The organism is Paenarthrobacter sp. JL.01a (genome assembly GCF_025452095.1).
Lineage (GTDB): Bacteria > Actinomycetota > Actinomycetes > Actinomycetales > Micrococcaceae > Arthrobacter.
Genome location: NZ_CP104877.1, coordinates 3,104,546 through 3,120,653, shown reverse-complemented (window position 1 = coordinate 3,120,653; position 16,108 = coordinate 3,104,546). Strand labels below are relative to the sequence as shown.

The following is a 16,108-nucleotide window of genomic DNA, read 5'->3' as shown; positions in this document are numbered from 1 at the left end:
GGGAACATCATGCTCAAGCACGCTGCTGGAAAAAATAGATTCGATGTGTGGGCGCCGAATGCCAAGAGCGTTCGGCTGGTGGCCGGGGGCCACGAGTACGGCATGGAGCAGTTTGACGACGCCGCCGCGCACGGTTGGTGGCACGCGCCGGCTGACGTCGTGGCACAGGAAGCCGACGACGTGTCGTACGGCTACCTGGTTGATGGAGAAGGGCCGTTCCCCGATCCGCGCTCACGGCGGCAGCCGGACGGAGTCCATGGCCTGTCCTCGACTTTCGACCCCTCCATCCACGAGTGGAAGGACGGCGGATGGAAGGGGAAGAACCTCAAGGGCTCGGTCATCTACGAGCTGCACCTTGGGACCTTCACCCCTGAGGGCACACTGTTTGCTGCCGCTGCGAAACTGGACTACCTGGTGGACCTTGGCATCGATTTCATCGAGCTCCTGCCGGTCAACGGGTTCAACGGTGTCCACAACTGGGGCTACGACGGCGTCCTTTGGTACGCCGTCCACGAGCCCTACGGTGGCCCGGCCGCCTACCAGCGCTTTGTTGATGCGGCGCATGCGGCAGGGCTCGGAGTCATCCAGGACGTGGTCTACAACCACCTCGGTCCCAGCGGGAACTACCTGCCGAAGTTCGGGCCCTACCTGAAATCGGGGGAGGGCAACACCTGGGGCGACTCAGTGAACCTTGACGGCCCGGGCTCGGACGACGTTCGACGCTACATCCTGGAGAACGCCGAGATGTGGCTCCGGGACTACCACGTTGACGGACTCCGCCTCGATGCCGTGCACGCCCTCCGTGATGAGCGTGCCGTACATATCCTTGAGGAATTTGGGGCGCTCGGGGACCTGATCGAATCAGAAACGGGGATCCCGCGGACCCTGATTGCGGAATCGGATCTGAACAACCCGCGCCTGATCTACCCCCGCAAGGACAACGGCTACGGTTTGGAAGGCCAGTGGAGTGACGACTTCCACCACGCAGTCCACGTCAACCTCAGCGGGGAGACCACCGGCTACTACTCGGACTTCGACTCGTTGTCCGTGCTGGCCAAGGTCCTTGAGCACGGCTTCTTCCACGATGGAAGCTACTCGAGCTTCCGGGAACGCCACCACGGACGGCCCATCCGGCACGACCTCGCCCACCCTTCGGCCCTGGTGGTGTGCCTCCAAAACCACGACCAGATCGGAAACCGGGCAACCGGCGACCGGCTCACGGCATCGTTGTCCTACGGCAAGTTGGCCGTTGGTGCAGTCCTGACCATGACTTCTCCCTTCACCCCGATGTTGTTCATGGGAGAGGAGTTCGGCGCATCCACACCGTGGCAGTTCTTCACTTCCCACCCGGAACCGGACCTGGGCAAGGCCACCGCCGAGGGACGCATCAAGGAGTTCGAACGGATGGGGTGGGATCCGGCCGTTGTTCCCGATCCGCAGGATCCGGAAACCTTCCAGCGCTCCAAGCTCAAGTGGGAGGAAGCCGGTGAAGGGGATCATGCACGGCTGTTGCAGCTGTATAAGGATTTGGCGCAGCTGCGCCGGAACACGCCCGAACTCGTCGATGGCGGCTTTGGCGATACTTCCGTGGAGTTCGACGACGACGAGCACTGGCTGCAGTTCTCCTGTGGCGGTGTCCGTGTGGTCTGCAACCTGGGGGAGGATGCGTTCGCCACACCGCTCAGTGGCTCCTTGTTGCTGGCCACCGACCCTAAAGCAGCCCTTGACGAGGACACGTTGACGCTTCCCGGCGGAAGCGCCGCCGTCGTACGCGTCAGCTGAAGCAACCACCAGGCCGGGGTGGCGGCGCCCACATGGCGGACAACGCCGTCGCCCCGGTTTCTGCAGTGGCAGGATGGTGCGTATGACTTATTCGGCCGCGGAAAACCGCTACGAAACAATGCCCTACCGCCGTGTCGGACGCAGCGGACTCAAGCTGCCCGCCATCTCGTTGGGCCTTTGGCACAACTTCGGCGACGACAAGCGATTCGATGAGCAACGCGCCATCCTGCGACGCGCTTTCGACCTCGGAGTCAACCACTTCGACCTCGCCAACAACTACGGTCCGCCGGACGGATCTGCTGAGACGAACTTCGGGCGCCACTTGAAGGACGACTTCAAGCCCTACCGCGATGAGCTTGTCATCTCCACCAAAGCCGGCTATTACATGTGGCCGGGACCGTACGGTGAGTGGGGTTCGCGCAAGTACCTGATTTCCAGCCTTGACCAGTCCCTGGAGCGCATGGGCTTGGACTACGTGGACATCTTCTACAGCCACCGGCCCGACCCCGAGACGCCGCTGGAAGAATCCATGGGCGCGCTCGATTACGCGGTCCGCTCAGGCAAGGCGCTGTATGCCGGCATCTCCTCCTACACCCCTGAGCAGACCCTCGAAGCGGCCCGGATCCTCAAGGAACTTGGCACCCCGCTCCTGATCCACCAGCCGAGCTATTCGATGCTGAACCGGTGGACCGAGAACGGCTCACCCAACCTCTACGAAACCCTGGACCAGGTAGGGGCAGGTTCCATCGCCTTCTCCCCGCTGGCCCAAGGTATGCTGACCGACCGCTACCTCAACGGCGTGCCTGCAGATTCACGCGCGGCCAAGGAACGGTTCCTGTCCGAATCTCAGCTGACCGAAGACAAGCTGGACCGCGTGCGTGGGCTGAACGCCATCGCCAAGGACCGTGGGCAGACTCTCGCCCAAATGGCCGTTGCCTGGATCCTCAGGGACCAGCCAAAGGGTTCTCCGGTGACGTCGGCGTTGATCGGTGCCTCGAGCGTGACGCAGCTCGAAGACACGCTCAGCGCCATCAACAACCTCGAATTCAGCAATGAGGAACTGACGGCGATCGACGAGTTCGCCGTCGAATCCGACATCAACCTATGGGTGCAAAAGTAGCCGTTCAGGAAACGACATAAACAGAAGGGGCCGGCGGGGAACAAAGCCGGTCCCTTCTGTGTTGGCTACAATGCAAGTGTGCGCCGAAATGGCGCCGTGCCAATCAGCCGTGCCCTGGACTCAGTCAGGGTTGCGCCTGGCACCTGAGCTTTAGTTCTCAAAGGAGTTCCGTGTCTTCACATCCGATTCGTGTTGCCATTGTCGGCGTAGGCAACTGCGCCGCATCGCTGGTCCAAGGTGTTCAGTACTACCGCGACGCTGACCCGAAGGCCACGATCCCGGGTCTGATGCACGTCGAGTTCGGCCAGTACCACGTCAACGACGTCCAGTTCGTTGCTGCTTTCGATGTTGATAGCAAGAAGGTCGGGCTGGACCTGGCAGACGCCATCGGCGCCAGCGAAAACAACACCATCAAGATTGCCGACGTCCCCGCGACGGGCGTCACCGTCCAGCGTGGCCACACTCTGGACGGTTTGGGCAAGTACTACCGCGAGACCATCGTTGAGGCTCCCGAGGAAGCAGTCGACGTCGTTGCCGCCCTCCGCGAAGCCAAGGTCGACGTCATGGTCTGCTACCTGCCGGTCGGTTCGGAGCAGGCTGCAAAGTTCTACGCCCAGTGCGCCATCGACGCCGGTGTTGCCTTTGTGAACGCCCTCCCGGTGTTCATCGCCGGCACCAAGGAATGGGCCGACAAGTTCACCGAAGCCGGTATCCCGATTGTGGGCGACGACATCAAGAGCCAGATCGGTGCCACCATCACCCACCGCGTGATGGCCAAGCTGTTCGAAGACCGCGGCGTCACTCTGGACCGCACGTACCAGCTGAACGTTGGCGGCAACATGGACTTCAAGAACATGCTTGAGCGCGACCGCTTGGAATCCAAGAAGATCTCCAAGACCCAGGCCGTCACCTCCAACGTTGAGGCCGAGCTGCACGCCGACGACGTTCACATCGGCCCGTCCGACTACGTTGCCTGGCTCGATGACCGCAAGTGGGCCTTCGTCCGCCTCGAGGGCCGCAACTTCGGCGATGCCCCGGTTTCCCTCGAGTACAAGCTTGAGGTCTGGGATTCCCCGAACTCCGCAGGCGTGATCATCGACGCCATCCGTGCCGCCAAGATCGGCCTGGACCGCGGTGTCGGCGGACCCCTGCTCTCGGCTTCCAGCTACTTCATGAAGTCCCCGCCGGAGCAGTTCAACGATGACATCGCCCGTGAGAAGGTCGAAGCCTTCATCCGCGGCGACATCGAGCGCTAAACACCGCGTTACCTCTGACGCCCCCGTACTTCTGTGCGGGGGCGTCAGTCGTTTCCGGACCCTCTCTCACATGCCCGGGGTTTGGGCGGGTCGCTCTCTCATGTTCCCGGGGTTTGGGCGGGTCGCTCTCTCACGTTCCCCACCCCAATGGAGGAGGGTTTGGAGGAAACCCGGGGGATGTGAGTGAGGGATGGGGTGAAGCGGTCGGGATGTGAGTGAGGGATGGGGTGAAGCGGTCGAGATGTGAGTGAGGGTTTGGAGGAAACACGGGGGATGTGAGAGAGGGTCAGAAGAGACCGGTGGGGTTGCCCTCCGCGTCCACGTCCATGCGCATCGCGGCCGGTTCCTTCGGCAGCCCTGGCATCGTCATGACGGCCCCCGTCAAGGCAACGATGAAGCCGGCACCAGTCTTGGGAATGAGGTCGCGTACGTGCACCCTGAACCCCTTGGGCGCTCCGAGCCTGGAGGCATCGTCGGTGAAGGAATACTGCGTTTTTGCCATGCAGACCGGCATGCCGGACCAGCCGTTCTTTTCGATCTCCGCCAGCCGTCGCAACGCCGGTACGGAAAATTCGACGCCGTCGGCCCCGTAGATCTCCTGCACAATCGTCCGGATCTTGTCCTCAACAGGCAGCTCCAGCGGATAGAGGTGGTGGAAGTCCGAAGCCGCGCCCAACGCGGCCGCCACCTTGGCTGCGAGCTCGTCGCCGCCGTCGCCACCACCGCCGCGACCCCAGACATCGGCGACGGCGGCCTCCACGCCTTCGGTGGCACACCAGGACAGGAGCCATTCAAGTTCCCCGGCAGTGTCGGTGGCGAACTTGTTGATGGAGACAACAGGCGTGATGCCGAACTTGGCCACGTTCCGCAGATGCCTCCTAAGGTTCTCCACCCCGGCCGCCATCGCGTCCAGGTCCGGTTCGCTCAGGCGCTCCTTGGGTACGCCGCCTTGCATCTTCAGCGCACGGATGGTGGCAACAACCACGACGGCGCATGGCGCCACGTCTGCGATGCGCGCCTTGATGTCCATGTACTTTTCCGCGCCAAGGTCCGCGCCGAAGCCCGCCTCAGTGACCACGACGTCAGCAAGTTGCATGGCCGTCCTGGTGGCGATCAATGAGTTGCATCCATGGGCAATGTTCGCGAACGGACCACCGTGAACCAATGCCGGAGTCCCGGCGATGGTTTGGACAAGGTTTGGCTTGATGGCGTCCTTCAGCAGCATGGTGAGCGCGCCTTCAACGCCGAGGTCAGCTACGGTAACCGGTGCGCGGTCGTAGGTGTATCCAAAGGTGATCCGGCCCAGTCGGGTCCGCAGATCGTCCAGGTCAGTGGCCAGGCAGAACACGGCCATGATTTCCGATGCCACGGTGATGTCGAAGCCGTCCTGGCGCGGTACGCCCTGGGCAGGGCCGCCGAGGCCTATGACCACTTCCCGCAAAGCACGGTCATTCATGTCCAGCACGCGTTTGAACGTCATTCGGCGTGGGTCGATGCCAAGCTGGTTTCCTTGGAAAATGTGGTTGTCCACCAAGGCCATGAGTGCATTGTTGGCAGAGGTGATCGCGTGGAAATCCCCGGTGAAGTGCAGATTGATGTCGTCCATTGGCAGGACCTGGGAGTATCCGCCGCCCGTGGCCCCGCCCTTCATTCCAAGAATGGGGCCCAGTGAAGGCTCCCGGAGAGCAATCATCACCCTATGCCCGGCGCGTGCCAGGGAATCGGCAAGGCCCACCGTTGTGGTCGACTTGCCCTCGCCCGCCGGGGTGGGGGACATGGCAGAGACCAGGACCACTTTTCCCGGTGCCTTGTTCCCGGAAACAACCAGCTTGCCTGTGTTGATCTTTGCTTTGTACGGCCCGTACAGCTCCAGGGCGTCACGCGGGATGCCGGCTCTCTGGGCGATCTCCTCGATGGGGAGGATGGCGGCTTGATGGGCAATCTCAAGATCACTCAAGACCTTGTCTTCAGACATCGTTGTCCTTCGGCTGGATGTTCCCGTTTCAGGGCTGACGCTTGTGGCGCAGACGCTGTGCGCGCCAATCTACCAGCAGTGGGGCAGGAAGCTGAGGAACCTCAACCCCTGGGGAGCAGCAGTCCTCCGACGGCTTCGCGATAGCTCTCCAAGGTGATTGCGGCTGTGCGTTGCCACCCGAAGGACTCAGCATGGGTGGCAGCGAGCCGGCCCATATCTTCACGGGTCTGCACGTCGTCGTAGAGGTCCTCCAGGGCATCAGCCCAGTCGGAGGGGTCGTGCCCGTTCACGAGGATGCCGGTGCGGCCATCCGAGATGGCCCGGGAGAGCCCTCCGACGTTGGTGGCAACCACCGGTGTGCCGCACGCCTGTGCTTCCAAAGCGACCAGACCGAAGGATTCGCTGAATGAAGGCATCACCACGACGTCGGCCGAGCGGAACCAGCCAGCCAACTCCGTCGCCACCACCGGCGGGCGGTGAGTCACGACGTCGTCCATTCCGGCGTCGCTGATAATCTGCTGGAGATTGAAGTCCTTGGCCCCGCTGAGCGCACCCAGGATTGTCATTTCCAGGTCAATGTCCGGTCGTCGCTTCCGTAGGATGCTGGCTGCCTTGACGAAGACCTGCGGCCCCTTAAGCCGCTGGATCCGGCCGGCGAACAGAATGTGGAAGCTGTTCGGCCTCACGTCCAGACCGGCGCGTGATTTCTTGCGGAAAGCGGGTGTGAAGACGTTCAAGTCCACCCCGGGCGGAGCGACATCGATCCGGTCACGGTCGGCCCCGTAGTGGGACACAAGCTCATCAGCCTCGGCGGGGGTGTTGGCAACCAGGCGGTCGGCGCCGTCGACAATCCGTTGCTCGCCGTTCTCCCGGCGTCGCGGCTCCGGGCGTTCGCCCGGTTGCAGCACCAGGTTCTTCACTTTGGCCATGGTGTGCATGGTGTGCACCAGCGGGACGCCCCACAAAGCGGACAGTTCCAGGCCCGCAACACCGGAAACCCAATAGTGGGAATGGATGGCGTCGTAACGGCCATGCAGCTGCTGGTTCCGGATGTTGTCTATCTCCACCACCATCTGGTGCAGCAGTTCGGGCAGTTCTTCCTTCGGAACCTTGCGGCGGGGTCCGGCGGGAATGTTGTGGACGCACACGCCCGGGCCGGGATGCTCGACGGCGGGCTGGCTGGTTTTTGTGGCCCGCGTAAAGATCTCCACCTCCACGCCGGATTCTGCCAGGGCCATGGCCAAAGCCCGAACGTAGACATTCATTCCGCCGGCATCGCCGGCGCCGGGCTGCTCCATGGGGGACGTATGCAGCGACAGGAATGCCACACGACGGACCATCGGCATGGCATCCCTCCTGACTTTCACCACTTCACTGCAGAAAACACTACTCCTGCCGGTGCATGCCCCGGGAAAGTGGCCCCGGTATGTGGACAGTCGCTGGGCAGTCGCGGCTATGTGGAAAACCCCTGCCCTACGAGGCTGCTAGCGTGTGGCCTGTGAGCCAAGAACAAGCCTTCGACATCCGTCCGGCAAGCGCAGAGGACTGGGCCGGGATCTGGTCCATCCTGGAGCCCGTGATCCGTGAAGGGGAGACCTTCACCTGGGACCGCGACACTACCGAGGAAGCAGCCAGGGCCAAATGGACCAAGGACGCCCCCGGCCAGACCTTTGTTGCCGTGGACCGGGAGTCCGGCAAGATCCTGGGCACCGGGGAGTTCCACGCCAACCAGGGTGGCGGTGGTAGCCATGTGGCCAACGCAGGTTACATGGTGTCGGCCAACCACTCGGGCCAGGGTATTGCCCGCGCTCTCTGTGCATACTCCCTTGCGGAGGCCAAAGCCGCGGGGTTCTACGCGATGCAATACAACGCCGTTGTGGAGAGCAACGTCAGGGCCGTGTGGCTGTGGCAATCGATGGGATTCCGTATCCTCGCCACCGTCCCCGAGGCCTTCAACCACCCTGAGATCGGCTATGTCGGCCTGCACGTGATGTACCGCAAGCTGTAAAGCCGAAGCGTCACTCCCAGAGCCCGGCCAGCGTGGGAAAGGCTTCCTCATACCCCGCGAGCAGTTGCCGGCCCAACAGCTCCGATCCAACCAGAGGATGCGAGGCAAAGGCCTGGACTGCGGCTTCGCGGTCGTGCTCGCGGATGGCGCGGATCGTGAGCCGCTCCACTTCCTTGACGTGCTGCATCAAAGTGAGGAACTGCCCTGGCGGGCGATCCTGCGCAACCGCCACCGCGCCGTCGGGCGTCACCCGTGACGGGACTTCGACGACGGCGTCCGCCGGCAACCCGGGCACGGCAACCTCAGCGGCGGCGGGAGCAGCCAGCACCGGCGCGTTGGGCACGTTGAGGATGAGCTGGGCGGCGCCGCCCCCGGAGAGGGCCCGCATGACGGACAAAGCCACCCGCTCATAACCGCCGCCGGCGAGATCTGCCTCATCGCGTTGTTCCCCATGAAGGCGGGCCTCAGCGAGGTAACCCTCTTCACGGGACCGCCGCGCCGCGTCCCACAGCGCGTAGGCATCATCGGAACGGAGCAACTCCGGATACAGGGAATGCTGCTGTTCGTGGATGGACGCCCCACGGGTTTGGCTTTGTCCACGGATCGCTCTGGTGGCCTGCGCGGTCTGGTAGTAGTAGTAAAGGTATTCGTTGGGGATGGCCCCCAGTCTGTCCAGGACGTGTTGCCCGAACAGTCGCCCTTCCTCCAGCGACTCCAGGGCGGTGCGATCCTTCAGCAACCCGGGCAGCAGATCCGTACCCCCCGGTGCCAGCCGGTAGAGCCAGCCGAGGTGGTTCAGCCCGTAGTAGCCCACGCCGTCGAGATTTCCTTCTGCCAGGCGATAGCCGGCCGCCCGGGCCGCCCGATGAACCAGTCCTCCGGCGGAATCGCAGATCCCGATGACCCGCTTCCCAAGGACCGGTACCAAGGCCTCCGTAACCATGCCGGCAGGATTGGTGAAGTTGATCAGCCAGGCGTCGGGGCAATGCCGCCGCATGGCATCGGCGAGTTCGAACATCCGGGGGATGGAACGCAGAGCGTAGGAAATTCCGCCGGCGCCGGTGGTCTCCTGGCCCAGCAAGCCGAGCGACAGCGCAACGCCCTCATCGGCGATCCTGCCGGCCGTTCCGCCGGGCCGAATGGCCGCGAACACGACGTTGGTCCCCGTAAGTGCCTCGCCGAGATCCGTACACGCCACGACGACGGGAACGGAGCCGGATTTGACGGGCATGGCGTCCAGTACTGCCCGGATGGCACTGAGCCGTTGTTCGTCGACGTCGAAAAGCACCAGTTCGCTGACCAAACCGGCGAACGGGCCCTCACACAACGCCCGGTACACGAGGGGAACCCGGAACCCGCCACCACCGGCGATCATGAGCCGCATGCTCCGAGTCTATGCAGCCCCGCAAGCTCCGGCGTAGTGTGCCGTTCATGGACGCTATGCCCCAGCGACGATTCGACCCCCTTGCTGCCGTGAGGCCCGACGCCGACGCCGGTTGCGATCTTCTCCTGACCGGCACGGTCTTCCAGGACATCATCTTCACCGGCCTTCCCCAAGCGCCCGAACCCGGGACCGAAGTGTGGAGTGAGGGGATGGGAAGCTGCCCCGGAGGAGTCGCGAACCAGGCCATCGCAGCGGCCCGGCTTGGACTGCGGACCAACCTTGCCGCTACCTTCGGCGACGACGGCTACGGCGACTACAACTGGCAGATCCTCGAAACACAGGAACACGTGGACCTGTCCTTGTCCCGGCGCGTTCCCGGATGGCATTCTCCTGTGACCGTCTCCATGTGCGTGAACCAGGACCGCTCCATGGTCACCCACGGCCATCCTGCCCCGATCACTTCATCCCAGTTGATTGGCCAGCCTCCCCGGGCGCTCGCAGCAGTGGCCGACTTGGAAGAGGAGATGGAGCCGTGGATGGTTGCAGCAAAGGCCGCCGGCACCAGGCTCTTCGGCGTCGTGGGATGGGACCCGACTGGACAATGGTCGGAGCGCAGGCTGGACCAGCTCGAAAATTACTATGCCTTCCTGCCCAACGCGCCGGAGGCCATGGCCTTCACCGGCAAGTCCGACCCCTGGGCGGCGTTGTATGCCCTGGCGGACCGCGTTCCGGTGGCGGTGGTGACCCTTGGCCCCCAGGGTGCGGTGGCAGTGGACTCGGAAAGCGGCGAGGAAGAGTGGGTTCCTTCCTTGCCCGTTTCGGCCGCCGATCCCACGGGGGCCGGGGACTGCTTTGGAGCGGCCTTCATCGTCGGATGCCTCGCGGGATGGCGGCTTGGTGACCGCCTCCGCTTTGCCAACCTCTGCGCCTCGTTGGCTGTCCAGCAGGTTGGCGGATCGTTGGCCGCGCCGGGGTGGGGCGACATCGCGGACTGGTGGCAACGGGCCAACGCGCGGAAGGAACGGCAGTCAAGCCAGTGGCTGCGGCGCTTCGCGTTCCTGGAACCGATCGTGAAGGACATTCCGGCCGAAGCCCAACGTCGCGCGAGGGCCACCATCGCCCACCTCTCCGATGCCCAGTAGCGGCGGCAACCGGCCCCGCAGTTAACCCGAATTCACTGGCACCACTAGAATCTCTAGGGTGACTTATGAAGCAGCTGCAGAAATCGGGATCGGCTCCAAGGCCGCAATAGCCAAAGCGGCGGTGCTTGAACGGTCCGCTGTGATCGACCTCGAAGCAGTGCGCCACAATGTCCGGCAGTTCGTCGGCATTGCCTCTCCCGCCGCCGTGATGGCGGTGGTGAAAGCCGACGCCTACGGCCACGGCGCCGTCCAGGTTGCCCGGGCCGCCCTCGACGCCGGTGCCGCCTGGTTGGGCGTCGCGCATATTTCCGAGGCCCTCGCTCTGAGGGCCGCCAGCATCGATGCCCCCATCCTTGCGTGGCTGCACACCCGGGAGAGCAACTTCCAAGCGGCAGTCGCCGCCGGCATCGACGTCGGAATCTCGGGATGGGAACTTGACGCTGTCGTTGCGGCAGCGCGCGAGCAGGAACGGCCCGCGCGGGTACACCTGAAAGTGGACACCGGCCTCGGCCGCAACGGCTGCACCATCGCCGATTGGGACCAGCTCCTGGGCCAGGCCATGGACTACCAGGACCAGGGCTTGCTGCGGGTGGTCGGCATCTTCTCGCACCTCGCCGTGGCTGATGAACCACACCGGCCTGAAACCGATGAGCAACTCGCCGTGTTCCGCGAAGCCATCGCCATGGCCGAGGACGCCGGAGTGGACACGGAAGTCCGGCACATTGCCAACACCCCTGCGACCTTGTCCCGGCCGGACTCGCATTTCGACCTCGTCCGCGTAGGACTGGGCGTCTACGGTTTGTCCCCCTTTGAGGGCGCCACCTCCGCCGAACTCGGCCTGCACCCTGCAATGACGGTCCGCACGCTCCTTTCCAACTGCAAGAAGGTCCCTGAAGGCCAGGGTGTCTCCTACGGCCTGAACTACCGGACCAGCGAGGAGAGCACCCTTGGCCTGGTGCCCTTGGGTTACGCCGATGGTGTCCCGCGGATCGGTACCGGGGGTCCTGTCCGCGTCAACGGCGTCAACTACCCTGTGGTGGGCAGGATTGCCATGGACCAGATGGTCATCGACCTCGGACCGATGAGCCCGGAGACGGCGGCCGCCTACAAGGGCGCGGAAGCTGTCATGTTCGGCGACGGCGCAGACAACGGCCCCACCGCCGACGACTGGGCCGCGGCGGCAGGAACCAACAACTACGAAATCGTCACCCGCATCAGCTCCAGGGTGCCGCGCAGCTACGTCAACGAGGTACCGGCGGCTCCGGAAGAATCCTCGGCCGTTTCCGCCCACGCCGAAAAGGCGGCGCTGTGAGCGAAGCCTATTGGGAGCGACGGTTGACCGTTACGACGGCGGACCAGACCCACGCGCTCGCCGCGGCCCTCGGTGGGGTACTGGAGGCCGGTGACCTCTTGGTCCTGACCGGCGAGCTGGGAGCCGGCAAGACCACGTTCACTCAAGGACTGGGGGAGGGGCTGGGCGTGCGCGCCGGGATCATCTCGCCCACCTTCGTATTGGTCAGGATCCACCCGAACCTGCCCGACGGACCCCGGCCGGGCGGCCCGGACCTTGTCCACGTGGATGCCTACAGGCTGGAATCCGCTGCTGAGATCGACGACATCGATCTCGAGAACACCATGGATACCGCCGTCACGGTGGTGGAGTGGGGCCGGGACCGGGTAGAGCACCTGTCTGAGAGCCGGCTGGAAGTTCAGCTGCACAGGTCCGTCGGCGGTCAAAGGTCCACGGAGGCACAGGATGCCTTGGACTTCGATACCGATGACGACGACGAGCCCCGCACCATTGTTTTTCGCGGCTTTGGTCCCCGTTGGGCCGAGGCTCCTTCGCTTCTTGAAAACGCAGAACAGGGAGGCAACTGATGCTGATCCTGGCTATTGATACGTCGGCTGTGGCCAGTGCCGCCCTCATTTCCAATGACGCCATGGAAGGCGTGGTGGATTCCTTCGCTACGGAGGACACCCGTAGCCACGCCGAAGTACTGGCACCGGGCATTGAGAAGCTGCTGGCGGGAGCCGGCGTAACGGGTGCTGACATAGATGCCATCGTCACCGGTGTTGGGCCGGGTCCCTTCACCGGACTCCGGTCCGGCATCGCGACTGCCCGCACCCTGGCCTTCGTGTGGGACAAGCCGTTGTACGGGCTGATGAGCCTGGATGCGATCGCCCTTGAAGTGGCTGAGTCCACCGTTGCTGCCCCGGAATTCCTGGTGGCCACCGATGCCAGGCGCAAAGAGGTCTACTGGGCCCGTTACACCTACGTCCAGGGGCAGCTTCCTGAACTCGTCGATGGCCCGCACGTCGGCTTCGCCTCTGAATTGCCGGACCTGCCTGTTTTCGGAGCGGGTGCGGGTCTGTACGCCGATGTCCTGCGCGCCGACAAGGACTTCGCCACGACACAGCCGGATGCCGCATCCCTGGGCCAGTTCGCCTTGGCCCGCCTGAACGCCGGGCAGCCACTGTTGGATTCCACGCCTTTGTACTTGCGGGAATCGGACGCCCAGGTGCCCGGTCCCCGCAAACGCGCGCTCTGATCGGACGGAAACTGTGAAATTGTCACCGAAGCTGGAGCTCGCCGGGATTTCCCTGCGGGACATGGGGCACGCGGATATCCGGGAAGTGGAGGCGCTGGAGCGCCGGCTCTTCCCCGTCGACGCTTGGCCGCTGCAGATGTTCATCGATGAATTGGCCCAGCCTGGGACCCGCCGTTATGTAGTGGCAGAGGTGGGCAACGAAATCGTTGGTTACGCCGGCCTGATGTGCATCGAGCCCATCGCGGATGTGCAGACGATCGCCGTCGTCCCTGAGTACGAGGGCAAGGGGATCGGCTCGGCCATGTTGACCGAATTGATCGACGAGGCCCGCCGCCGCCGCGCAGCAGATGTCCTGCTTGAGGTTCGGGCAGACAACCCCCGGGCACAGCAGCTGTACCTGCGCTTCGGTTTCGAGCAGATCCACGTCCGGCCCCGCTATTACCGTGATGGCACCGATGCGCTGATCATGCGGTTGCAGCTCGGTGACGCCCCCTCCCAGGAAGGACCCACAGCATGAGCACGTCTGCTCCGCACCAGCCCTTGGTGCTCGGTATCGAATCGTCCTGCGATGAGACAGGTGTCGGCATCGTCCGTGGGACTACCTTGCTCACCAATACGGTTTCTTCTTCCATGGATGAGCACGTACGGTTCGGCGGGGTGATCCCGGAGATTGCCTCCCGCGCCCACCTGGACGCCTTTGTCCCGACACTGCAGGAATCACTGCATGAAGCCGGTGTGACCCTTGAGGACATCGACGCCATCGCCGTGACGTCCGGCCCGGGGCTCGCCGGGGCACTGATGGTTGGAGTTTGCGCCGCGAAGGCGTTGGCTCTCGCCACCGGAAAACCCCTGTACGCGATCAACCACTTGGTGGCCCACGTTGGTGTGGGGCTGCTGGACAAGCGGCCCGGGACGAACGGAAAGCCCGACGCCGGTGCTGCCGCCGGCATGGGTGCCGGGACGTTGCCGGAGAACCTGGGAGCGCTCCTGGTATCGGGTGGGCACACGGAAATCCTGCGTATCCGCAGCATCACCGACGATGTTGAGCTGTTGGGATCGACCATTGACGACGCCGCCGGAGAAGCGTACGACAAAGTAGCGCGGATCCTGGGCCTCGGCTATCCGGGCGGTCCTGCCATCGACAAACTGGCCCGCCAAGGCAACCCCAAATCGATCCGTTTCCCGCGCGGCCTGACCCAGCCCAAATACATGGGCACCGCGGAGGAAAAGGGGCCGCACCGATATGACTGGTCATTCAGCGGTTTGAAAACCGCAGTGGCACGGTGTGTGGAGCAGTTCGAGGCACGGGGCGAAGAAGTACCCGTGGCGGACGTTGCGGCAGCCTTCCAGGAGGCCGTGGTGGATGTCATCACGTCGAAGGCAATCCTGGCGTGCAAGGAGAACGGCATTACCGACCTCCTGCTCGGAGGGGGCGTCGCCGCCAACTCGCGGCTCCGGGAACTGACCGGGCAGCGCTGCACCTCGGCCGGAATCAGGCTTCACGTACCCCCGTTGGATTTGTGCACTGACAACGGAGCCATGGTGGCGGCCCTTGGAGCCCAGTTGATCATGGCAGGCGTCCGCCCCAGCGGGGTGGAGTTTGCGCCGGATTCGTCAATGCCTGTCACCACGGTGTCAGTACCCGCCTAGCCAACAAGCGTTGTCCTCCTAGGCGTCCGGGCCTTTGCGCATCTGCTGGACGAGATCCATCACCACGGCCTGGAGGTCGCCGTTGTGTTCGGCTGCGACGCGGCGCTGGCGCTGGTAGCTCGCACCCCGTTCAATGATCTTCGCAACGTCCTTCAGTTCCTCGGAGCAACCGAGTTCAGTTGCGATGGGTTCCAGTCGTTCCAAGGTCTCGGACAGGTGCTCGGTCACCAGCTTTTCGTTGCCTTCAGCATCGAGGATGATGATGGCTTCCATGCCGTAGCGGGCAGCGCGCCACTTGTTTTCCTGCACGTGCCACGGAGGCATGGTGGGAATGGTTCCGCCGGCGTCGAGGATGCCGGAGAATTCGTGGACCAGGCATTGCGTCAACGCCGCGATTGCGCCAACTTCCTCCAACGTGGCGAGTCCGTCGCAAATCCGCATCTCGATGGTGCCCAAGGCTGCGACAGGCCGGATGTCCCAGCGGATCTCCGAGATCGCGTCAATCACGCCGGTGGTGAACATGTCCTGGACGTAGGCTTCGTAGCCTTCCCAGGTGTCGAACTGGAAGGGCAGTCCCGCCGTCGGGAGTTGCTGGAACATGAGCGCGCGCTGGGAAGCGTAGCCCGTTTCTTCGCCGGCCCAGTAGGGGCTGGAAGCCGACAACGCCTGGAAGTGCGGGAAGTAGTTGACCAAACCGTCCAGGATCGGAAGGACTTTTTCCTTCCGGTCGATGCCCACGTGGACGTGCACGCCGTAGATGACCATCTGGCGTCCCCACCATTGGGTCCGTTCGATCAGCTTGGCGTAGCGCTCTTTGTCGGTGACGGGCTGCAGCAGGGGAGGGCTGAAGGGATGGCTGCCGGCGCAGAACACTTCGACGCCCATGGGATCGGTGACTTCCCGTACTGCTTCGAGGGAGCGGCTGAGGTCCTCTTTGGCGTCCTTGACTGTTTCGCAGATGCCGGTGACGAGTTCCACCGTGTTTAGGAGGAGTTCGCGCTTGATATGGGGGTGTTCGTCGTCCTCGTTGAGGTCCGGGTGGTTTGCTGCCACGCCTTTGAGGACATCGTTTGCCACGGAAACAAGTTCTCCGGTGCGTGCATTGACGAGCGCCAACTCCCATTCCACACCCAGTGTCGATTGCCTGGATGGCGCAAAATCAATCTGCACGTAGTCCCCTCAGTATGTACTTCCCGGCTGAGGGTTGCCCCAGCCGGCCGTGGTTCCCCGCTGCGGGGCCGC

Annotated in this window: 14 protein-coding genes; 10 read left to right on the top strand and 4 right to left on the bottom strand. The window is 63.8% G+C overall.

The window, feature by feature from the left end:
* The first annotated feature begins 9 nt into the window (after positions 1-9).
* From treZ to N5P29_RS14625, 3 genes are all read left to right on the top strand, one after another.
* Positions 10-1,782, top strand: a complete 1,773-nt coding sequence (gene treZ / locus N5P29_RS14635; RefSeq protein WP_262275583.1) for a malto-oligosyltrehalose trehalohydrolase — start codon at positions 10-12, stop codon at positions 1,780-1,782.
* A gap of 82 nt (positions 1,783-1,864) precedes the next feature.
* Entirely contained in the window at positions 1,865-2,902 is a 1,038-nt protein-coding gene (gene mgrA, locus N5P29_RS14630; RefSeq protein WP_262275582.1) for an L-glyceraldehyde 3-phosphate reductase, read from the top strand.
* 170 nt (positions 2,903-3,072) lie between these two features.
* Positions 3,073-4,158, top strand: coding sequence for an inositol-3-phosphate synthase (locus N5P29_RS14625; RefSeq protein ID WP_262275581.1), 1,086 nt, complete (start codon positions 3,073-3,075; stop codon positions 4,156-4,158).
* A 286-nt stretch (positions 4,159-4,444) separates the two neighbouring features.
* Here N5P29_RS14625 and N5P29_RS14620 read toward each other — a convergent pair whose 3' ends face one another.
* On the bottom strand, positions 4,445-6,133 hold the full coding sequence (locus N5P29_RS14620; RefSeq protein WP_262275580.1) for a formate--tetrahydrofolate ligase: 1,689 nt from the start codon (positions 6,131-6,133) through the stop codon (positions 4,445-4,447).
* Positions 6,134-6,234: 101 nt separating this feature from the next.
* Positions 6,235-7,479, bottom strand: a complete 1,245-nt coding sequence (gene mshA / locus N5P29_RS14615; protein ID WP_262275579.1) for a D-inositol-3-phosphate glycosyltransferase — start codon at positions 7,477-7,479, stop codon at positions 6,235-6,237.
* Between the two features lie 143 nt (positions 7,480-7,622).
* Here mshA and N5P29_RS14610 point away from each other — a divergent pair, with 143 nt between their 5' ends.
* On the top strand, positions 7,623-8,141 hold the full coding sequence (locus N5P29_RS14610) for a GNAT family N-acetyltransferase (RefSeq protein ID WP_262275578.1): 519 nt from the start codon (positions 7,623-7,625) through the stop codon (positions 8,139-8,141).
* A gap of 10 nt (positions 8,142-8,151) precedes the next feature.
* On the opposite strand, the gene N5P29_RS14605 is transcribed toward N5P29_RS14610, so the two are convergent.
* Entirely contained in the window at positions 8,152-9,525 is a 1,374-nt protein-coding gene (locus tag N5P29_RS14605; protein ID WP_262275577.1) for a family 4 glycosyl hydrolase, read from the bottom strand.
* 47 nt (positions 9,526-9,572) lie between these two features.
* Between N5P29_RS14605 and N5P29_RS14600 the strand changes: the two genes are divergently transcribed.
* From N5P29_RS14600 to tsaD, 6 genes are read left to right on the top strand one after another with little or no spacing between them, the layout of a single operon-like run.
* The gene (locus N5P29_RS14600) at positions 9,573-10,667 is read left to right on the top strand and encodes a carbohydrate kinase family protein (RefSeq protein WP_262275576.1); all 1,095 of its coding nucleotides are present in this window, start codon (positions 9,573-9,575) and stop codon (positions 10,665-10,667) included.
* A gap of 58 nt (positions 10,668-10,725) precedes the next feature.
* On the top strand, positions 10,726-11,979 hold the full coding sequence (alr, locus tag N5P29_RS14595) for an alanine racemase (RefSeq protein WP_262275575.1): 1,254 nt from the start codon (positions 10,726-10,728) through the stop codon (positions 11,977-11,979).
* Positions 11,976-12,545: a tRNA (adenosine(37)-N6)-threonylcarbamoyltransferase complex ATPase subunit type 1 TsaE gene (gene tsaE, locus N5P29_RS14590; RefSeq protein ID WP_262275574.1), complete on the top strand. Its 570-nt coding sequence runs from the start codon at positions 11,976-11,978 to the stop codon at positions 12,543-12,545. Before alr ends, tsaE begins: the two co-directional genes overlap by 4 nt.
* Entirely contained in the window at positions 12,545-13,216 is a 672-nt protein-coding gene (tsaB, locus tag N5P29_RS14585; RefSeq protein ID WP_262275573.1) for a tRNA (adenosine(37)-N6)-threonylcarbamoyltransferase complex dimerization subunit type 1 TsaB, read from the top strand. The genes tsaE and tsaB overlap by 1 nt, the downstream gene beginning before the upstream one ends.
* 13 nt (positions 13,217-13,229) lie before the next feature.
* Complete coding sequence (gene rimI / locus N5P29_RS14580; protein WP_262275572.1) at positions 13,230-13,733, top strand: ribosomal protein S18-alanine N-acetyltransferase; 504 nt, start codon at positions 13,230-13,232, stop codon at positions 13,731-13,733.
* A complete protein-coding gene (tsaD, locus tag N5P29_RS14575; protein WP_262275571.1) occupies positions 13,730-14,866 on the top strand; it encodes a tRNA (adenosine(37)-N6)-threonylcarbamoyltransferase complex transferase subunit TsaD in 1,137 nt (378 codons plus the stop codon). The genes rimI and tsaD overlap by 4 nt, the downstream gene beginning before the upstream one ends.
* 18 nt (positions 14,867-14,884) lie before the next feature.
* On the opposite strand, the gene N5P29_RS14570 is transcribed toward tsaD, so the two are convergent.
* Positions 14,885-16,036 carry a glutamate--cysteine ligase gene (locus N5P29_RS14570; protein WP_262275570.1) on the bottom strand — a complete coding sequence of 384 codons (1,152 nt, stop codon included), beginning with the start codon at positions 16,034-16,036 and terminating at the stop codon, positions 14,885-14,887.
* Between the last annotated feature and the right edge of the window lie 72 nt (positions 16,037-16,108).